Origin of the sequence: uncultured Negativibacillus sp. (genome assembly GCF_944388365.1) — a bacterium.
Lineage (GTDB): Bacteria > Bacillota > Clostridia > Oscillospirales > Ruminococcaceae > Negativibacillus.
Genome location: NZ_CALXIN010000046.1, coordinates 1 through 14454, shown reverse-complemented (window position 1 = coordinate 14454; position 14454 = coordinate 1). Strand labels below are relative to the sequence as shown.

The window sequence follows — 14454 nt, the reverse complement described above, 5'->3', positions numbered from 1 at the left end:
ATTGCTATGGTTATCCAATGGGGCGGGCATATTTTGTCACGGAAAGAAAAAGCCCCCTTGACAAATCGCTTGCCAGAAACAGATATTGTTAAATTATATCCCTGATTAGGGGATTCACCTCTAAATTGTAAAGCCTGAACGTTATTTCCATGGGTAAAACTTAATCCTGTAACTGAGATGGACTTGCTATCAGCAGTATGAGGCAACTGATAGCAAATATTTCCTACTATCTCTGCGTCATTTCCTTTGAGATTGATATACGTTTGGATGGTTAAGGTGCCTACCTCATAAGTGCCCTGCTCTAATGTAATTGTATCTCCATCAGAAGCGTTTTCGATTGCGGTTTTTAAACCATCTGCGTCAGAAACCGTTGTATTTGCCAATACAGACGGTTCCCCTATCGGCACGATTCCCGTGTTGGCACTGGGTGTAACATCCGGAGTCGTTCCGTCCGGTGTCGTTCCATCCGGTGTCGTTCCGTCTGGCGTGGTTCCGTCCGGTGTTGTTCCATCCGGCGTTGTTCCGTCTGGTGTCGTTCCGTCTGGGGTTGTTCCATCCGGCGTTGTTCCGTCTGGGGTTGTTCCGTCCGGTGTTGTTGCATCAGTCTCAACGTTTGTTTGTGGCGGTAACGGCTCTCCTTCATCTGCAGATACTGCCATACTGCCACTGGCAATCATCGCCGCACATAGAAATACGGCCAGTCCTTTTTTCCATTTTGGGGTCATTGTTCTTCTCCTCCTTGTTGATTTTCACAATCATCTATAAGGAATTCCAATTTATATCACAAAATCGGAACTTCTTATCATTGCAGACAATTTTTGCACTTTCGTGTCGCATATTCTCTTTTTACAACTATACTTTCAGTTTATCTTCACTTAAACTGCTTATACTGTTTATAATGGTTTAGTATTATTATAGCACGTTTTATTATAATTTCAAGTATATATATACTTGAAATATATTCTTCGAATGGTATTTTTCCGATACTCTTTGATAGAGGTGGTGCCACTTGAACATTGATTATACCGCTGTTGGGAAAAGAATTGCTCAAATACGCAAAAACTGCAGCATGACGCAGGAACAGCTTGCTGAAAAATCTGACCTGTCCAATATCTACATTTCCCATATCGAAAACTCCCGTTCAATTCCCAGTCTTGAAACACTGATGAAACTTTGCAGTGCTTTGGATGTGACCCCAGATGAAATTTTACTGGGAACAAAGCAGGATATGGAAAACTATCTGCAGTCAGATATCCAAAACAAGCTTTTGCTCTGTACACCAAAGGAGCGCCGGTTGGTCAATGGTTTTATTGACCTGCTGCTCAGAGAACACGAAAAAAATGGCAAAAAAGATGCCGTCCCCGAATAACGGGAACGGCATCTTTTTGCTCTTATGGTCAAAATTATACGTTCAGCTCCGCATGTTCACCCAGCAGTTCCTTGTTGGCTTCCAGAACAGGGTTGACACACTCGTTGAGGAATTCGGTTACCTGGGATGGTGCACGGCCGGTAAAGTTCTTTGGATCGAGGATCGAAACGATCTCCTCTTTCTTGAGGTTGAACAGCGGGTCAGCAACGATGCGGTCGATCAGATCGTTTTCGCCGCCTTCTTCCTTCACTACGCGGGCTGCTGCCTGAGAGTGAACACGCAGCTGCTCATGCAGAACCTGACGGTCGCCGCCCTTCTTAACTGCGGACATCATGATGTTTTCGGTTGCCATGAATGGCAGTTCACGCATAACGCGCTGATGGATTACCTTTGGATAAACAACCAGGCCATCACAGATGTTGAGCATGATGTTCAGGATCGAATCAACGCCCAAGAATGCCTCTGCAACCGAGATTCTCTTGTTTGCGGAGTCGTCCAGGGTTCTTTCAAACCACTGAGTACCTGCGGTAATCGCCGGATTGAGGGTATCGACCATCACATATCTTGCCAGAGAGGTGATACGCTCGCTTCTCATTGGGTTGCGTTTGTATGGCATTGCAGAAGAACCGATCTGGTTTTTCTCAAATGGCTCCTCCATCTCTTTGAAGTTCTGCAGCAGACGCATATCGTTGGAGAACTTGCTTGCCGACTGTGCAACTGCGCTGAGGTTGGAAAGCACATAGTAGTCGATCTTTCTGGAATAGGTCTGACCGGATACCGGTACGCAGCTTTCAAAGCCCATTTCATGAGCGATCATCTGCTCTGCCTGTTTGCATTTTTTCTGGTCGCCGTTAAACAGCTCCATAAAGCTTGCCTGGGTACCAGTGGTTCCCTTGGAGCCGAGCAGTTTTAACGATTTGATTCTTGCTTCGATCTCCTGCTCGTCCATCAGCAGCTCATTGATCCACAGGGTAGCACGTTTGCCGACGGTGGTCAGCTGTGCAGGCTGAAGATGGGTATAAGCAAGGCATGGCATCTCTTTGTACTGGTCAGCAAATTTAGCCAGCATTGCAATGACGTTGAGCAGCTTTCTGCGGACGATCTCCAGACCTTCGCGCATGATGATGATATCGGTGTTGTCGCCGACATAGCAGCTGGTTGCGCCCAGGTGGATGATACCTTTGGCATTTGGACACTCGCAGCCGTAAGCATACACATGGCTCATAACATCGTGACGGACCAGTTTTTCACGCTCGCGTGCTATCTCATAGTTGATGTTCTCTTTATTGGCCTCCAGCTCGGCAATCTGTTCATCGGTGATGTTGATTCCCAGTGCTTTTTCTGCCTTTGCAAGAGCAATCCACAGTTTTCTCCAGGTTTTAAATTTGTTGTCCTGAGAAAAGACATACTGCATTTCGTCGCTTGCGTAACGGGAAGAAAACGGGCTCTCATACGCATTGGTGCTCATTGTAACATTCCTCCATCATGATCTCAAAATACAAATTCCCTGATTGATCGTCAGGGACATCTTTCCTTTTTAGTTTAACAATCCAGCGGATAATTGTCAATTCATTTTCTCCTCCGATTCGACAAAGCTTTTCTTTTCTCTATTTTTTACAAGTATTCACGTTTTGTTGCCCATAGTCACTTTTCTCTATTGACAAACCTCTCCAAATATGGTAGAGTTATCTCAGAAGATGAGTTAGCAATCGCTAATTAATATTGATACTTATTCGATATTCGGAGGTTTTTCTATGTCGACCTTTATTATTGCAGCTATCCTGATTGTACTGGCAGTCCTCGCACTGCGCAGTGTTATTCGTTCCCACGCCTCCGGCTCCTGCTCAGGCTGCTGTGGAGGATGCAGCGGATGCTCTTCCTGCCATACTGCAAAAAAGCCTGAATCTCAAAACGAATCCCACTAACTTTCATTTCGATAACCCATTTTTATTCCTTCTTCTTTACAAAAAGACAGCCCTCGGCTCATAAAGCCGAAGGGCTGTCTTTTTGTGTTCTATAAAGATCAGCACTGCTGTTTTTCTGCCCGTCGTTTCTCCCACCATCCATTGAGCCGCACCGCCAGATAGCCAAACAACCAGCCCAGAGCGGCGCCGCACAGAACATCGGTTGGAAAATGCACATAGAGATACAGACGGGAAAAGGCAACCAAAACTGCGACCACCACCGCTGCAATCGCCCAGCGTCCAACCTCTTTGCGGCGATACCAGAACACACCTGCAAAGGCGAAGGAAGCCATCGTGTGACCCGATGGAAAGGAGTAATCGGACAGCGGTTCCACCAGCAGCTCGATTCCCTGCACCAGGTCATAGGGACGGATGCGCGCCACCAGCGGTTTAAGAAGCAGATTTCCAAACAGCAGACCCAACAACAGAGCAATGGCAAGCGAACGCCCCAGACTGCGCCAGCGTTTGGTGCACAGCAGCACCAGCGTCAGCAGCACAAAAAAGATTCCTCCATCGCCCAACATGGTCACCAGCGGCATTGCCACATCCAGTGCGGCGCCGCGCAGATGGTGCTGAATCCAATCCAACACCAGAAAATCAATTTTTTGAATCCATTCCAACATTATTTGTTCCTTTCCCGCCATCATGACACTTTTCTCTGTCAAAAAGTTCGGCTTTATGGTATGATACTCTGTAAAGTAGTTTTTATCACAGGAGGCATTTTCATGCAGGAAGTTTTTGCTGAGGTATCCCTTCCGGTGCGTGAGCTGGTCGAATTTATCCTGATGAGCGGCAGCATCGACAACCGCGTCGGAGGCACCGATCTGGTGGAGCGTGCCAACGAAGGTTCCCGTCTGCACCGCAAGCTGCAAAAGCAGTCCCGCGAGCGCTATGGCGACCGCTACCGCGCCGAGGTCTCCCTCTCCCAGCAATGGACGGAGGATGGGATCTCCTTTCGGGTCTTTGGTCGTGCCGACGCCATTCTGACCGAGGAGGACGGCTCGGTCACCATCGAGGAGATCAAGACCACCGACCTGCCGCTTTCTTCGCTGAGCGGCACCGAGGGCGAGTCAGGTTTTCGTCCTCTGCACTGGGCACAGGCCAAATGCTATGCCTTCCTCCTTTCGCAGCTGGAACATCTCGACAAGGTCGGTGTCCGCCTCCTCTACTGCCAGACCGAAACGGAGGAAGTTTCCCAGTTTACCCAGGTTTTTTCCGCTCAGCAGCTGCAAGAGTTTTTCTGTGACCTGCTGCATCGCTATCACCGTTGGGCAAGGATGCAGCTGGACTGGTCGGTTCTGCGCAATCAATCTGCCAAACAGCTGCCCTTTCCCTTTGAAAGCTATCGCGCCGGTCAGCGTCAGATGGCAGCCGTGATCTATCGCGCTGCGGTCAATCGCTCCCGTGTGTTCTGCCAGGCGCCCACCGGCACCGGCAAAACCATCTCGTCGCTCTTTCCCGCCGTCAAAGCGATGGGCGAAGGGCTTATTTCCCACCTGTTTTATCTCACCGCAAAGACCTCCACCCGCGCAGTCGCAGAGGAAGGCTTTGCACGGATGCAGCAGCAGGGACTGCGGCTCAAACGGGTGACCCTCACCGCCAAGGACAAAATCTGCTTTCTGTCCGAACGGCTGTGCAATCCCGACGACTGTCCCTATGCCCTCGGATATTACGACCGTGTGCAGGATGTGCTGTTTGAGATGCTGGCACAGGAGGATGCCTTCACCCGCGACACCATCGAGCGTTGGGCCAAGGAAAAGACGCTCTGTCCGTTTGAGCTGGGACTGGATCTGTCGCTGTGGTGCGACGCCATCATCTGTGACTACAACTATCTGTTTGACCCTGTGGTCTATCTGCGCCGGTTTTTTGACCGTCCAAGCGACTACTGCTTCTTGATTGATGAGGCGCACAACCTGATCGACCGCGCCCGCAGGATGTACTCTGCCCAGCTGCAAAAGACCGACGTCCTCGCCTGCAAAAAGCTGGCGGCACCGCTTTCCAAAGAGCTTTCCCGTGCGCTCGGGTCATTAAACAAGGAACTGCTCGCGCTGAAAAAGCAGATTGCGGAACAGAGCGAGGAACGCGAGCACTTTCTCTGCTCCGCTGAGATTCCGCCTGCCTTTCTAAAGAGCGCCCAGCGGCTGTACAACGCCTTTGTCCATTTTCTGGAGCAGCGGCGGCAGGACCGCATCTGGCGCGGTGCTCTGGCAGGAGCGCAGGAGGCCGTCGCACCGGAGCTGTTGCAGCTTTATTTCGACCTGCGCTTTTTCCTGCGCATCGCCGAACTGTTCGACGAGCGGTTTGTCTTTTTTGTATCCTCCGCTTCCTCCCAGGTCACAGTGCGGCTGCTCTGCCTCGATCCTGCCAATATGATCGACCAGCGACTCAAGCTGGGACGATGTGCGGCGCTGTTTTCGGCGACTCTCTCGCCGCCTTCCTACTATAAAACGGTGCTGGGCTGTGCAGACCCTTCATCCCAGACCCATTCCTACGCACTTCCCTCTCCATTTGACCCTGAGCACCTCTGTCTGCTGGTTTGTCCGCAGATCAATACCCGCTGGGCCAGCCGTGAACAGAGCCTTGTGCCCATCGCCCATCTGCTGTACCGGATGGTGGCGGCACGCAGCGGCAATTATCTGGCTTACTTTCCGTCCTACCAATATTTGCAGCAGGTGCAGGAGGTCTTTGTCAAACTCTATCCACAGATAGAGCTGCTGGTACAATCCTCACAGATGACCGATGAGCAAAAGGAAGAATTCCTGCACCGCTTTGACGATCCGCACACCGACTCCCCGATGCTGGCTTTCGCGGTGCTGGGCGGCATCTATTCCGAAGGCGTGGACCTTGCCGGAGAACGACTGCTGGGCTGCGCCATCATCGGCACAGGGCTGCCCAAGGTAGGACCACAACAGGAGATTCTTCGCGACTACTATCAGAAGCAAAACAGCATGGGCTATGACTTTGCCTATCGCTACCCAGGTATGAACAAGGTGTTGCAGGCTTCGGGCAGAGTAATCCGCACCGCATCCGACCGCGGCGTGGTTCTGTTACTCGACGACCGCTTTTCCACTTCCGGTTACCGCCGCTTATTCCCTGCCCACTGGAGCCATGCCCGTGTGGTTGAGGGCAGCGACGAGCTGAGCAGAATTCTCCATGACTTTTGGGCAGACAATTTAGATAGGTAGTCTCCTTTTAACATCAGGAGGTGTTTTTATGAAAAATTGGTGTATCCGCCTTCTCCTTCTTATCGCTTACGTCGTTCCCTATGCCTTTCTTGCTGTCTGGAGCGACGCTGTATTCGGCACCATGCTGCTTTATGTAGTCATGTTCGCAGCATTTTTGATACTTTGCACACTTTGCATCCGAACCGGAAAAGTTGTTGTTCTTTTGACAGGAAACATTCTGAGCTTTGTCTGCTCGGTTGTGGCAGCAAAGTTTACCCATCTGGAAGAACTGTCCTGGTATTTTAAACCTTTTACAGCGCAATCTCTTTTGACTGTTCTTTCTGCTGCCGCATGGGCGATGCAGATCTTGGTACTCCTATCCTGCAAGCGAAAGAAAGGATAATCATTCTATCTGTTTCCCTTTTCTGACCACCGCAGAATCTCTCCCACGCTGCATCCACAGCGCAGAGCGGCCTGCTTTGCGGATTCATACTCGACGCTCACCTTTTCCACATCGTCATAACGGCAGCACTTGAGCTGCAATTCGCCCCATGGAGACTGCACCGTCCGAAAACTGCGGCGCATGACTGCCCGCTCAAAGTAGTTCCAGCGCACACCGATGGTTGAGGTGTGCTTCATCAGCAGTCGGCAGAACATCTGTTCCTGTCCTGGCGTACAGACCACCGTCGCCATGGTGGCAGGCCGGTTCTTTTTCATCTGGATGGGCGTGAAAAATACGTCTCTTGCTCCTGCCGCCAGCAGCTGTTCCATCGCCCAGCCAAGCTCCTCTCCGGTGCTGTCGTCCACATTACAGCACAGCACTGCCACTGTATCGGACGCTTCCATGCCCTCTCCCAGCACTACCAGCGCCGAGTAGCCTTCCACCTGCGCTTCCTTTGCCTGCAATGGACACATGGCTGGACTGCGCTCGGCAAAGCACAGCTGGATGCCTGCCTTCGCTAGCTCCTGAAAAAGTGCAAACAGCTTGGGATCGCTTGCCCTTTCTCCCATCTTTACCAGTGCGCAGAAGTCGATGGCCTGCTGCAAATTTTCTGTTCCTGCCACTTCCAATGGTGCAAACACCACTTTTTCCACCCGCAGGCTTTGAAGCAGCTCGGCTGCCGACATCGCCGCCGGTTGGTCGGTCACCATCTCTCTCAACGCCTGTACACAAGCTTGTACACCCAATGCACCGGACTGACCGGCGCTGATCCAGCAAATTTTCATGAAGAAACCTCCCTGTACAACACAAGCCACCGGTCCTATCGGACAAGTGGCTTGTTGTTTTATCCTGTTTGTATTATCGAGCTAAATTAAAACTCTGCGGAACCGGTGGTTCTTGGGAATGGGATGACATCGCGGATGTTGCTGACACCGGTGATGTACATAATCAGACGCTCGAAGCCCAGACCATAACCGGCATGTTTGGTACCGCCGTATTTGCGCAGATCGAGGTACCAGGAGTAATCTTCTTCTCTCAGACCCAGCTCACGGATACGGTTCAGCAGGACGTCGTAGCGCTCCTCACGCTGGCTGCCGCCGATGATCTCGCCGATGCCTGGAACCAGCAGGTCTGCTGCGGCAACGGTCTTGTTGTCGTCGTTCAAGCGCATATAGAAAGCTTTGATCTCCTTTGGATAGTCGGTGACAAAGACTGGCTTTTTGAATACCTGTTCGGTGAGGTATCTCTCGTGCTCGGTCTGAAGGTCACAGCCCCAGTAAACCGGATATTCAAACTGATCCTTGTGCTCCTCCAACAGCTTGACTGCCTCGGTGTATGGCAGACGAACAAAGTCGGAGTTGACAATGTGGTTGAGACGCTCCAGCAGGCCCTTGTCATAGAACTGGTTGAAGAATGCCATCTCCTGCGGGCATTTTTCCATCACATAGGACAGAACGTATTTCATCATATCCTCGGCCAGATCCATCATGTCGCTCAGATCCGCAAAGGCAATCTCTGGCTCCATCATCCAGAACTCTGCTGCATGACGGGTGGTGTTGGATTTCTCAGCGCGGAAGGTTGGGCCAAAGGTGTAAATGTTGGAGAATGCCATTGCCATGCACTCGCCCTCCAGCTGTCCGGATACAGTCAGGCTGGTTGGTTTGCCGAAGAAGTCCTGGCTATAATCTACCTTGCCATCCTCGGTGCGCGGTGGGTTTTCCATATCCAGAGTGGTTACATGGAACATCTCGCCTGCACCCTCACAGTCGCTTCCGGTAATCAGTGGAGTGTGTGCATAAACAAATCCGCGCTCGTTGAAGAATTTATGGATTGCAAATGCTGCCTCCGAACGAACACGAAATACTGCGCTGAAGGTGTTGGTTCTTGGTCTCAAATGTGCGATGGTGCGCAAAAATTCTACCGAATGACGTTTTTTCTGCAGCGGATAATCCGGAGTGGACTGTCCTTCGATGACAATCTCATCGGCATGAACCTCATATGGCTGCTTAGCCTCTGGAGTCATGATCAGCTGACCTTTGACGATGATGGAAGCACCGACGTTGAGTTTGCTGATCTCATTATAATTTTCCACCTTGCTATTCTCGAATACAACCTGCAGATTCTGGAAGGATGTACCATCATTCAGTTCGATAAAGCCCAGGTTTTTGGATGTACGGATGGTTCTGACCCATCCGGCGACGGTCAGCTGTTTGTCTGCATACTCCGCAGAAGCTGCCGCCAGCTTTCTCAGTTCAACTCTTTGCATCGTTTTTACCTCCATATATCTTTTATCCTCATTATATAATGAAAGATATTGACTGATATTCAGGGACAAAGGCAGCTGTCTTTGTCCGTATTGCTTTATTATAATACGTTTTCATGCAATAATCAATCCACTGTCCTTGGCTTTGGATAAAAATTTTGCCAAAGATTGTGTTTTTGGGGCAAGTATGATAAAATAAAGCTATCACCCAGAATGGAAAGGATGTTATTTCATTGAAATGTAATATAAGAAAAAATGTCACCTCCAACGCTCTGTATCAGTCGGACCTTGACTGCATCCAGGAAGGTCTGGATCTGCTGGAGCAGGACATCAACGATTTCCTTGCCCGCAAAAACTTTAAGGAAATCAGTGAAGAAAACGCCAACAAAAATCTCGGCTATATCAAATCGGTCCGCGAGCAGCTGGAGCAGGACCGTCAGTCGCTGGGACTCAATGAGCTGAAGGTTGTCTACATCGGTCTGAACTTCCTGCGCGACGATCTGGATGCTCCAAAGGACAAACGCAGCGAGAAAAACCGCGACCTGACCGACCGTCAGCTGCTGGACAAACAGAAGGATGTCATTGCTGCCCGTCAGAAGATTGTAGCTGTCTTTACCCGTATGGGCGTGGACATTCAGGCAACTCTGCGCGGATTCTAATTTTTTGTCTTTCGTCTCCGTTTTTGGGATTGTGTATTTCCCAAAAAGGGAGTATAATGAATGAGAGTTAAATTTTGTATCGGAGCGGCGGATTTTCCGCTTTGTTCTTCGGAAAGGAATGGATTGACATGAAAGCAACCGATATCGTAAACAAAGTAGAACTGGAAGTTACCTACGACAGCCTCATCCAGCTGATGAGAGACGGCCGTCAGGTTGATTTTGTTCTGCCTGCACCGGAAACAGACGGTGACGGCTATCTGACCTGGGACACCGAGTACTGGACCACTGTTGACAACAAACGTTTCATCCGTACCTACTCGCTCAACGGTCGTGTACTGCGTGACTCCACCACCCACAACATCTACGACCTGGAAAACGATTTCAAACCGGAGAAAGCTGCACAGATCCGCATCAGCTAACAAAAAATAAACTTTTCCATCAGGACGTTTCTTTCGGGATACGTCCTGATTTTTTTATACAATCGCCGTTTATCTGCGCTCACTCAGAAGCAATTTTGTGTTCTCAAAATGCTTCTAAGTACTTCAAATTTCATTTACAAAATCCACCAGTTTTGTTTAAAACAGGGTTAAACGAAAGACATATTTACAGGGTATACTGTAGCCATAGTCAAACGAAAGGAGCGGATGCAAAAAAACAACTGAATGAACTTTGATGATTCATTGATGATCTAATATAATTTTTCTTCGTCGGTTCTTTTTCTGAAAATAGAACAACTGTTAGCTCATCGTGTGGGCGGAATACCGGCACGATGAGCGGGGCAGACTACCAAATATCTCCGACCTTGTCGGATTGATGCAGCAGCTGGCTGCCGGATCATTCGGTCCGTATAGATTCTTCATTTCGATATTTTCTTTTTTTCTTCATAAACTCTCCTAAGAAAAATCCGTGCTTCATGATAAGCGCGGATTTTTACTTTTTCGGAAAGCTTCCGCCAACTTGACAGAAACACTTTTTTCTCTCTTTGCATAGAGTGGTAATGCCGCAGCACTTGTTTGCGGTACTGGTTACCAGTAATCCAATCTGAATGAGGTGGAATCCATGTCATGTTATGATCCATGCTGCTGCAACCCTTGTATGATGTGTTCACCATGCTCCTGCAGCCCTGACCCTTGCAGCTGTAACTGCTGCTATAACAGTTGCTGCAATAGCTGCACCAACAGCAACACCACATCATCTTCCCCATCCTTTGTCTGTGCAAATGGTACACTGAATGATTATGCGCGCTGCGCTCTGGCACGCTATGACCAGATCTCCTGCGATCTCGATTCTATTCCAGCTGCTCCCTGCTGCAATCCTTGTGACTGGCCATGGACCTGGCCTTGCGGATGGTCCGGCTGCTGCCTGCCAGGCTGCAACTGCCCAACCACTCTGCCAATCTTCCCACGCACCGGTTCCTCTGCTTCTACCAGCAGCACTTCCTGCGCTAACTGCGCCGGTCTTGGCTCCGGTGTCGGCAACTGTTCGTCCTGTGCTCCAAGCTATCTGAACGCTGTCAATGAGGCAGAACAGTCTGTCACCACCAACAATCCGATCAACTTTGCAACCGATCGTGTTGCAAACGGCACCTGTGTTCAGCACACCGCTGGCACCTCAAACTTTACACTGACCTGCCCTGGTGTTTACTTAGTGGAGTACAATGCCAACGTTGAACCAGACAGCGGCAGTAACGTCGCCATCTCGATGGCTCTGCTCTCCGGCGGCGCTGTTGTACCAGGCTCCGAATCTGCAGCCACGGGAAATGCCAACCAGTTGAACTCGGTCAGCGCATCTGCTCTGATCACCGTTCCCTGCGGCACCACCGGCACCATCGCTTTGTCCAACACTTCTGCCGGAACCGTCAAGGTCACCAATGCAAACATTCTCATCACCCGTATCCTGTAAAACTGCACAGACCAACGGTCGGACGCAAAATGCGTCCGACCGTTTTTTATATACAAATGATTTCGTTTACCTTGCAAATTGATTTGAGAAAATATGGTTTCAGGATTGAATTTTTGAAATAATGACATTATAATGGAATTAACTGATAAACATTGTTTTTTATGATATATTTTGTCCTTATTTTTTAATTGTGTAATATTTTAGGATAAAATTTCTTAAATCATGAAAAGCCTTATGTAAAAAAGGAGGATGTTCCCTATGCACTCTGTCGATGCCCTGCTCCAGTACATGCAGCAGCATGATCTGGATGCTTTTTTTCTGGCCAAAAAGCCAAATGTCCGCTACATCAGCGGCTATACCGGTGATGATTCCTACCTTCTCATTACGAAGGACAGATTTTTCTTCCTGACCGATCCTCGCTACACCGAGCAGGTCGCTCAGGAGTGTCCCGACTATGAGATCGTCCTGTGGAAAAACTACGGTTCTATCGGCGAATGTGTCGCCGACCTTGCTCAACAGCAGCATCTGCAATCCATCGGTTTTGAAGCGGATGCGCTGAGCTATCTGTTCTACTCCCAGCTGGAAAAGAACGTGAAGGCGCAGCTGGTTGCGACCACCGACGTGGTAGAAACCTTCCGCTCGATCAAAACACCGCAGGAAATCGAATATCTCCGCGCTGCCTGCGAGATCTCCTGCCGCGCCTTTGAGCATATCCTGGAAGACATCCGTGTCGGCGTCACCGAAAAAGAGCTTGCCGCCAAACTGGCTGCCTATATGGTGATGGAGGGCGCGGACACTCAGCCATACGGCAACATTCTGATCTCCGGCGCACGCACCTCTCTGCTGCACGGCATCCCGTCGAGCAAAGCCATCGAATACGGCGACTTTGTCCTGATGGACTTTGGCTGTCAGTTTAACGGCTATCTTTCCGATATGACCCGTACCGTTGTTGTCGGACGTGCCAGCCAGAAACAGCGTGAAGTCTATGAGCTGGAAAAACAGATGCTGGAGGATTCGCTGGACAAGATGAAGGCCGGTGTCCCTCTGCGGGATGTATTCGACGCATCGGTTCAGGCGGTCAAAGGCACCGAATATGAACAGTACATCTATACCGGTATTGGTCACGGTATCGGCATGTTTGTTCATGAAATTCCATTCATGGGTCCAAACAGCACCGACATTTTGCAGGAAAACTCGGTGCGCACCATCGAACCAGGCATCTATATTCCAAACTGGGGCGGTGTCCGCATTGAGGATCAGATTTTGATCACCAAGGACGGCTATGAGAATATGATCTCCACCACCCATGAGCTGATCGAGCTGTAATTTATTCTGTAGGAAACTGTCTTTGGACAGTCTAACAATATACAGGAGGGAATACAATGACTACCAATGAAAAGATCGCCAAAGTCAGAGAACTGATGAAGCGCGACCAGGTACAGGCCGTCGTAATTCCAAGCGGCGACCCACACATGAGCGAGTATTTTTCCGAACACTGGAGAACTGCCACCTTTATTTCCGGCTTTACCGGTGAGGCAGGCACTTTAGTGATTACTGCTGATATCTGCGGTCTGTGGACCGACGGAAGATTCTATGTGCAGGCTCAGAATCAGCTTGCCGGCGGCGAGGCTGTTCTGTTCCGCGCTTCTGAACCGGATTGCCCAAGCTATACACAGTATTTACATGATGCTCTGCCGGAAAACAGTGTCGTCGCTTTAAACGGAAAGCTGTTCACCGTTGATGCAATCAACAAGATGAAAGATCTGTTTGCGGACAAGGAGATCAGCATCGACATCACCAAAGACTACGGCAACGATATCTGGGAAGATCGTCCGGCGGAGGAGTATACCCCTGTTTACTATTTCGATGAAAAATACAGCGGAAAATCTGCCGCACAGAAGATTGCTGAGGTAAGAGAAACGCTGGCAGAAAGCGACTGCGACGCTCTGGTTGTTTCCCGTCTGGATAACACAAACTGGCTGTTCAACGTCCGCGCACACGATGTTCTAACCAGCCCGCTGGCTACTTCCTATGGATTTATCTCCAAGGATTCTGCCGTCCTCTTCCTCAATCTTCCCTGCCTGTCGGATGAAGCGAAGGAAATCCTCGCTAAAAACGGCATCTGCGTCAAAGAGTATGAGGAGATCTATTCCTATCTGGAAAATCTGGATCATCAGGCTACCGTACTCTGTGACGGAAGTGAAGTCAACGATATGCTCTACAACGCAATGGAGAAAAACCATCACCTGATGCTGGTTCCTGGTGTTGATCCGATTCCAATGATGAAGGCAGTCAAAAACGAAACTGAAATCGCAAACACCTACACTGCTTATCTCAAAGACGGCTGCGCAGAAGCAGAGTTCTTTGGCTGGCTGTTTGAGGCTTTGGAAAACAGCGAAACTGTGACCGAATGGGATTGCTCCGAAAAAATCGCTCAGTTCCGCGCTGCACAGGGCAACTATGTCAGCGAAAGCTTCACTGCTATTATGGCTTACCGCGACAATGCTGCTATGATGCACTACGCTCCAACTGCCGACAACTGCAAAACTCTCGCACGCGAACATCTGTTCCTCAACGACAGCGGCGGTCAGTACTTTGAAGGCACCACCGATACTACCCGTACCTTTGCACTGGGTCCTATCACCGATCAGGAGCGCCGCGACTTCACCACCTCGCTCAAAGGTGTCATTG

Annotated in this window: 13 protein-coding genes and 1 pseudogene; 9 read left to right on the top strand and 5 right to left on the bottom strand. The window is 49.8% G+C overall.

Features of this window, described 5'->3' with window-relative positions:
• Window positions 1-725: pseudogene (locus tag Q0L39_RS07365) on the bottom strand (hypothetical protein); the annotation flags it as partial.
• 284 nt (window positions 726-1009) lie between these two features.
• On the opposite strand from Q0L39_RS07365, the gene Q0L39_RS07360 reads away from it, so the two are divergent.
• Window positions 1010-1369, top strand: coding sequence for a helix-turn-helix transcriptional regulator (locus Q0L39_RS07360; protein WP_296627985.1), 360 nt, complete (start codon window positions 1010-1012; stop codon window positions 1367-1369).
• A 34-nt stretch (window positions 1370-1403) separates the two neighbouring features.
• Here Q0L39_RS07360 and purB read toward each other — a convergent pair whose 3' ends face one another.
• On the bottom strand, window positions 1404-2837 hold the full coding sequence (gene purB / locus Q0L39_RS07355) for an adenylosuccinate lyase (protein WP_296627984.1): 1434 nt from the start codon (window positions 2835-2837) through the stop codon (window positions 1404-1406).
• A gap of 286 nt (window positions 2838-3123) precedes the next feature.
• On the opposite strand from purB, the gene Q0L39_RS07350 reads away from it, so the two are divergent.
• A complete protein-coding gene (locus Q0L39_RS07350; protein WP_296627983.1) occupies window positions 3124-3294 on the top strand; it encodes a FeoB-associated Cys-rich membrane protein in 171 nt (56 codons plus the stop codon).
• A gap of 98 nt (window positions 3295-3392) precedes the next feature.
• Here Q0L39_RS07350 and Q0L39_RS07345 read toward each other — a convergent pair whose 3' ends face one another.
• Window positions 3393-3956, bottom strand: coding sequence for a phosphatase PAP2 family protein (locus Q0L39_RS07345; protein WP_296627982.1), 564 nt, complete (start codon window positions 3954-3956; stop codon window positions 3393-3395).
• A gap of 102 nt (window positions 3957-4058) precedes the next feature.
• On the opposite strand from Q0L39_RS07345, the gene Q0L39_RS07340 reads away from it, so the two are divergent.
• Together Q0L39_RS07340 and Q0L39_RS07335 are read left to right on the top strand one after the other, a co-directional pair.
• Window positions 4059-6518, top strand: a complete 2460-nt coding sequence (locus Q0L39_RS07340) for a helicase C-terminal domain-containing protein (protein ID WP_296627980.1) — start codon at window positions 4059-4061, stop codon at window positions 6516-6518.
• 28 nt (window positions 6519-6546) lie between these two features.
• Window positions 6547-6900, top strand: a complete 354-nt coding sequence (locus tag Q0L39_RS07335; protein ID WP_296627978.1) for a hypothetical protein — start codon at window positions 6547-6549, stop codon at window positions 6898-6900.
• 5 nt (window positions 6901-6905) lie between these two features.
• Here Q0L39_RS07335 and larC read toward each other — a convergent pair whose 3' ends face one another.
• Together larC and asnS are read right to left on the bottom strand one after the other, a co-directional pair.
• A complete protein-coding gene (larC, locus tag Q0L39_RS07330) occupies window positions 6906-7724 on the bottom strand; it encodes a nickel insertion protein (RefSeq protein WP_296627976.1) in 819 nt (272 codons plus the stop codon).
• A gap of 86 nt (window positions 7725-7810) precedes the next feature.
• Window positions 7811-9205 carry an asparagine--tRNA ligase gene (gene asnS, locus Q0L39_RS07325; RefSeq protein ID WP_296627975.1) on the bottom strand — a complete coding sequence of 465 codons (1395 nt, stop codon included), beginning with the start codon at window positions 9203-9205 and terminating at the stop codon, window positions 7811-7813.
• Between the two features lie 230 nt (window positions 9206-9435).
• Here asnS and Q0L39_RS07320 point away from each other — a divergent pair, with 230 nt between their 5' ends.
• The 5 genes from Q0L39_RS07320 to Q0L39_RS07300 form a co-directional block, all read left to right on the top strand.
• Entirely contained in the window at window positions 9436-9861 is a 426-nt protein-coding gene (locus Q0L39_RS07320) for a hypothetical protein (protein ID WP_296627973.1), read from the top strand.
• A gap of 128 nt (window positions 9862-9989) precedes the next feature.
• Window positions 9990-10280, top strand: a complete 291-nt coding sequence (locus Q0L39_RS07315) for a hypothetical protein (protein ID WP_296627971.1) — start codon at window positions 9990-9992, stop codon at window positions 10278-10280.
• Window positions 10281-10920: 640 nt separating this feature from the next.
• The gene (locus tag Q0L39_RS07310) at window positions 10921-11763 is read left to right on the top strand and encodes a hypothetical protein (protein WP_296627969.1); all 843 of its coding nucleotides are present in this window, start codon (window positions 10921-10923) and stop codon (window positions 11761-11763) included.
• Between the two features lie 258 nt (window positions 11764-12021).
• Window positions 12022-13089 carry a Xaa-Pro peptidase family protein gene (locus Q0L39_RS07305; protein ID WP_296627967.1) on the top strand — a complete coding sequence of 356 codons (1068 nt, stop codon included), beginning with the start codon at window positions 12022-12024 and terminating at the stop codon, window positions 13087-13089.
• A gap of 56 nt (window positions 13090-13145) precedes the next feature.
• The coding region (locus Q0L39_RS07300; protein WP_296627965.1) for an aminopeptidase P family N-terminal domain-containing protein at window positions 13146-14454 on the top strand (1309 nt) is incomplete at its 3' end.

What these genes read in the sequence shown, in the direction of transcription:
- purB (WP_296627984.1), bottom strand. Translation starts at nt 2,837, where the DNA reads ATGAGCACCAATGCGTATGAGAGCCCGTTTTCTTCCCGTTACGCAAGC.
- Q0L39_RS07350 (WP_296627983.1), top strand. Translation starts at nt 3,124, where the DNA reads ATGTCGACCTTTATTATTGCAGCTATCCTGATTGTACTGGCAGTCCTC.
- Q0L39_RS07315 (WP_296627971.1), top strand. Translation starts at nt 9,990, where the DNA reads ATGAAAGCAACCGATATCGTAAACAAAGTAGAACTGGAAGTTACCTAC.
- Q0L39_RS07345 (WP_296627982.1), bottom strand. Translation starts at nt 3,956, where the DNA reads ATGTTGGAATGGATTCAAAAAATTGATTTTCTGGTGTTGGATTGGATT.
- Q0L39_RS07310 (WP_296627969.1), top strand. Translation starts at nt 10,921, where the DNA reads ATGTCATGTTATGATCCATGCTGCTGCAACCCTTGTATGATGTGTTCA.
- Q0L39_RS07335 (WP_296627978.1), top strand. Translation starts at nt 6,547, where the DNA reads ATGAAAAATTGGTGTATCCGCCTTCTCCTTCTTATCGCTTACGTCGTT.
- Q0L39_RS07305 (WP_296627967.1), top strand. Translation starts at nt 12,022, where the DNA reads ATGCACTCTGTCGATGCCCTGCTCCAGTACATGCAGCAGCATGATCTG.
- asnS (WP_296627975.1), bottom strand. Translation starts at nt 9,205, where the DNA reads ATGCAAAGAGTTGAACTGAGAAAGCTGGCGGCAGCTTCTGCGGAGTAT.
- Q0L39_RS07340 (WP_296627980.1), top strand. Translation starts at nt 4,059, where the DNA reads ATGCAGGAAGTTTTTGCTGAGGTATCCCTTCCGGTGCGTGAGCTGGTC.
- larC (WP_296627976.1), bottom strand. Translation starts at nt 7,724, where the DNA reads ATGAAAATTTGCTGGATCAGCGCCGGTCAGTCCGGTGCATTGGGTGTA.